3 protein-coding genes are annotated in these 5300 nt (G+C 42.9%); all 3 read right to left on the bottom strand.

Annotated elements, in window-relative coordinates:
• Nucleotides 1-3461: ESPR-type extended signal peptide-containing protein (locus CVP05_RS12495; protein WP_279324791.1), on the bottom strand; the 3461-nt coding region annotated here is incomplete at its 3' end.
• Nucleotides 3462-3506: 45 nt separating this feature from the next.
• On the bottom strand, nt 3507-4025 hold the full coding sequence (locus CVP05_RS12490) for an OmpA family protein (protein ID WP_207761374.1): 519 nt from the start codon (nt 4023-4025) through the stop codon (nt 3507-3509).
• 111 nt (nt 4026-4136) lie between these two features.
• On the bottom strand, nt 4137-5300 hold a 1164-nt coding region (locus CVP05_RS12485), incomplete at its 5' end, for an autotransporter family protein (protein ID WP_133118725.1).

Here is a 5300-nt window from a genome sequence, read left to right as displayed (position 1 = left end):
GTCGGCTGAGTTGGCTCTGTCGGCTCAGTTGGGCTTATCGGATAAATTGGCTCACCAGGGTCTGTTGGCTCGCCTGGGTCAGTCGGCTCACCTGGTTCTACTGGAGGCATTGGCTCTACAGGTGGAATAATATCCTCTAGCTCCGTATAGATTCTATCTGTATCAGTAAACTCTCGTGTCCAGAAATATTCTCTACGTGCATTGTCTACATGGCTTGTTAACAACACTTTACCTGCACTATCGGTGTTGGCTTCACCGACAAATTTTCCACCGCCATCATCTTTATCAACGATCACAACGGGAAGGGTATTGAGAACAAGATCATACTTAGTGGTAATCTCAGCCCACTGAATAAGGCGGTTACCCTCAACTCTTTCACCTGTATTAATTGAATAAGTCATTAGAGTATCAGAATGTGTTCTGATATCGAGATCTTTACCAATATCGCCTTCAATATAAGCGCGTGTGCCATCTGCTTTAACAGGAACCACTGTCGTGATACCATTTGCTGTGCCAGTAATATGTAAAAGATCAGAAACCGAATCCGCTCCACCTGTCACGGCTGCATCACCAGGCGCATTCCATTGTGTACGCATTAATAACGTGGAGCCATTTCCACCTTGATAATTTCCATCAACGGTTAATACATTAGCAAAACTGTTGTTACTACTAAACGGGATACCATCATTGAGGCTAACGCTATTCCCCACATTACGCACATCAATAGTACCGTTATTAAATAGCGTAGCTGTTTTTAAGGTTATTTGCTCAGCTTGACGTTTAGTCAAGAAAGCGCCATTTGCAATAGTCAAACTGTCGCTAAATTCTGTGTCTCCAGTTAAATTTAGCGTTGCGCCAGTTCCCACAGTCCCCATATCCCAATGAATAACATTAGATTGGCTTTGGCCACTTGGAAGTGCGGTCACTTTTGAACGATTTTCGGTCAAATTCGTATAGGCGTTCAGTAGGTAATTATCTCCATTTAAATTCAAGGTAGATTTACCACCGCCCTCGCCACCATCAATCACCGGCATAACTGAATTATTGCTGCCTGAGTTTTTGCTGAGGCTTAGGGTATTAACACCTTTACCAGTGAACAACAAACTTCCATTAATTGTTCCCTCTGAATTCGCAACAATATTACGATCATCTTTTTTCAGCACGGCTGCGCCCGCAGAGTTTTTAGTAGAAATGCTTGCGCTTTCCCCAATGTTCAACTTTCCGTCACCTTTTAAATTAACCGCTGCAAACTGATGTTGTGCTGAACCACTTTGGTTTCCGTCTAATGCTGCGTCGCCTGTTTGAGCGATAGTGCCGTCAATATCGGCAGTAAAGCTGCTATCGGTATCAATTAATAAGGCATCAGAATTATTTCCTGCCGCAACAATTTCCCCATTCACCCCTTGATCATAGTCTGCCGTTTTGCCAGCTACCGGCGTGATCTTAACGCTTGTAGAATTATTCCCTGAGGTAATCACTGTCCCTTGATTGAAGGCTAACACCGCGTTTTCTTCAGGATTCGTTGCGCTGCGAGTACCCGGCGTTAATCCACGTAGCGCATCACTACTTGACACATCCGCGCCCCCAAGTTCAGCGTTACCTTGGATCATATGGATCCCAGTGTTACTCGCTTGTACGCTGTCAATATCCGTTCTTCCGCCTACCGCTAAATTAGCACCTTCGCCATTAATCAATAAACCGGTGGTATTGGCATTATTTGTTGAAGTTTGAATAAAATTTAAACCTTTCTCAACATATACATTACCATCACGTAAATTTAGGCCAATAGATTGCTTATCTGCAGCACTACCACGAACCCGAGAGAAATTCAGATTCATATTTTCGCCAACACGTAGATCACCGCCATTTACGGTAACACCATGTACATCCACGCTATCTTGGCTGCCAAGTGAAGCGGTTGAGCACACATTGACATTTAAGCTACCTTTAATATCCGTTGTACTGGCATAAGGCGCCCCTTTGTGAGTTGAGGATAAAATGCTCAAACCGGTTGTTTGCGCATTATTTTCTGATCCCCATGTGGAACTAAATACATCAATGGTTGTATTACCATCATTGTAGTATCGCCCACCGGAGTTGATGATCCCTTGCATGCCCTGAATATAGTAAGCATTGGCAGGATCACGTCCAGCTTGCACACGGACATTCCCTTTACCATAAAACTCACCTTGTGATAAACGCATGCCTGACCCATTTTCACCAACAACATTCCAATTGCCATCTTTACGAATATCCGCAATAATTTCAGTATTTCCACCTACTTCAATACGCCCACTGCGATGAATATCAACTACAGGCGCTTGATAAGTATTACCATTATAAGAAGCACGTGTACTCGCATGGAGATTTTTGCTTACATTCAGTTGAGAAACATTGTGGTCATAATCTTCCGCGCCTACACCAATATGAATCGCTCTCGTTCCTTCAACAGGTGCTGCTGCATGTCCATCACCATGCAAGACCGTCAAATTATTAGCATTCATCGTCCCTTTAATCGGATTAGCTGTACCACGTTCATCATTGGTCCCCACTCGCACGCTATCGGTAGAAATATAGTGCTGAGTATTGACAACATAACTATGCTCACCTTTAAGATTCAGCTCTCCACTATCTTGTACATAAACAATAGCACGATGGCTAGTCGGACGAGAAATAAAAGCCGCATTACCTTCTACATTTAAGATCGCATTATCCACATAGACATCACGATATAATCCTGAATTCAGGCCACGACCTGCATCTGCAATTCCTAATGATGCACTGCTTGGAATAGCCAAGCGAGAACCTTGTCCATTAGCATTGGTACGTGAAAAGTTTATAGCTTCCCAATTACCGCCCGAAAGCGTTGATACAGGCTTATTATTCGGGCCGCCGGGCGTATAATCTACACCGGTATATGCCGCGATATTATCACTGCCAACTGTCCCCCAGCTTTTTAATTGAGCAAGCTCGCTTGGGCGTACATTAATAGCTTCAATCGCATAATCTTGGATTAATTCAAATGCTCTCGCTTGTTCATCACGCGTACAATTCGCATCGACCATGTTAAAACTATTAATACAGGCAGCAGATAACCCTACTGCTTCAAAACGTGCGCGATGAGTATTAAATAGCAGCGCATAATAGCTTGGGTTTCCTACAGTATCTGCACCAGCGTTGAGATGATATAAACTACCGTTTAGTGCCATTGGATCTGCACGAAAAGCTTGTAATGCCCCATCAATCTGGGTGTCATTTTTACGGCCTAAATCACTAGATACTCTATCATTACTCGCCATATCTCCTTGCAATGCAAGTACAGGGGTTGCCAAGGCCAACCCTACGGCTAATAAGCCAGCATTCACAACAGATTTTGTTTTTCCTTTATTTTTGGAAAGTTCTGAAGTCGCAGTCCACGTTCCTGTTTGAACATTGAACTTCACTTTAAAAATTTTATTCATGTAAAAAAAATCCTACATAAGCGACAACCATCGCTTAGACTAATATTATTTTTGTGTTTTATTTCCTTTACGAATTCCAGTAATTGAGACCGTTACACGACGATCTGGCTGTAAACAAGCGGTTAATGCTGGAGTCGCTTTCTCGCCTACACAATCGGTTGTCACAGGTTGGCTTTCCCCTGCGCTTGAAGCAGTGATTGGTACTGTAATACCACGACTTTGTAAATAAGCACGAACGGTTTCTGCGCGAGCTAGGCCTAAACGCTGATTGTACGCTTCTGAGCCTAAACGATCTGTATGTCCAACTAAATCAATACGTTCAATTTGCACATAATCGCCAGTCACGCGTGCAATTAATTCATCTAAACTACGTTTACCTTTTTCTAATAAATCACTTGGCGCAGATTTATCAAATTGGAATAAAGCATCTGCTGCGATATTCACGTGTTCCACTTGTGCTTCTTCAGGTGGACACCAAGCGTGATCCACATCTTTAAAACTTGCTGAACAAGCGGATAACGCTAGCGCAAGGCCACTAATAACAAAAGCTTTTTTCATTGACATAATGTTCCCTTATTTAAAGTTAAATTAAAGCATAGTTAAATAATATGTATAAAGTGCGGTAAAAAATTGGTATTTTTTCACCGCACTTTGATCACATTTAAGTAAAATCAATTACTTCCATGTATATTTATAGCCGATATCCCCACGATAACCCTCACGCTTACTGCCTGATAGATTACGCTCATAACGCGTATCTGCATAAATATATCCTTGTTTACCTACAGGTAATTGCAAGCCTAAACCAATTTCACCCCAAGTACGGTTATAGAGCTCACGTACACTATCTGAGCCAATATTTACTGCTTTGCTATCAGTAAAATCATGCCAGATATTTGCAACCGCATAATAAGTATTGGTGCGTAATTTTTGTTCAGAATGCTGGCTATTATGTGCCAATCTTAATCCAATACGCCCACGCAGGCCGTGTAATGTAGGTTGTTCAATTTTTCTACCTTGGCTATCTTGGAAGTCTTTTAAATTCACCATTTGGTAAATAAGTTGTGCTTGTGGTTCAAGCAACCAACCACTTTCATGTTTAGTATGATCATCTAGCGCATACGGACGTCCAACTTCGGCTGATAAAACTAAGCTCATGCCATTTTGGCTTTGCGCTACACTATTACGTGCTTGGTATTTATTATGAATATGAGAAAGTTGTCCCACCAAATCTACATAACTACCATTTGGTGCATAGCGGGTATGCGTAAGTCCTAAACTCCACATATCTGTTTTCACTTTACCCGTGTATTTGTCTCCTGACACCACACCATTTTCTGCACGATATTGATCAAAGAATTTAGTGTTACCACGTGAATAAGCACCATAAATTCCTGTTAAACGATGACCGCCTTCATCTGTGCGTTTAATGGCAAAATCATGCCCGATTTGTACACCGTAGACATCTAAATCAAAGCCTAAACGCGTTTTACCCTGTACATCTAAATGGCTACCAATGAGACGCCCCCATGTTTGTCCATCTGCATGCTCTCCACAAGTGCCACAATTATCCCAAGCTAAGGTTTGGTTTTCACCACGGCGCTCATGTAATGTACGCAATACAGCAAAGCCCTGCTCCATATTTGCCTGTGCAGTTTGTACATAACCCGGAACTGTCGGATTATAGATTGGCGGCTCAGGTTGTGGTTGAGGCGGCTCAGGTTGTGGTTGAGGCGGCTCAGGTTGTGGCTGAGGCGGTTCAGGTTGTGGCTGAGGCGGCTCAGGTTGTGGTTGAGGCGGCTCAGGTTGTGGCTGAGGCGGCTCAGGTTGTGGCTGAGG

This window comes from Conservatibacter flavescens (assembly GCF_002795425.1).
GTDB classification, from domain to species: Bacteria; Pseudomonadota; Gammaproteobacteria; order Enterobacterales; family Pasteurellaceae; genus Conservatibacter; species Conservatibacter flavescens.
Note: the sequence above shows the minus strand (reverse complement) of the source record. Positions and strands in the feature narration are given on the sequence as shown.

Excerpts from the sequence above, each read along its gene's own strand:
- CVP05_RS12490 (WP_207761374.1), bottom strand. The coding sequence starts at position 4,025 with ATGTCAATGAAAAAAGCTTTTGTTATTAGTGGCCTTGCGCTAGCGTTA.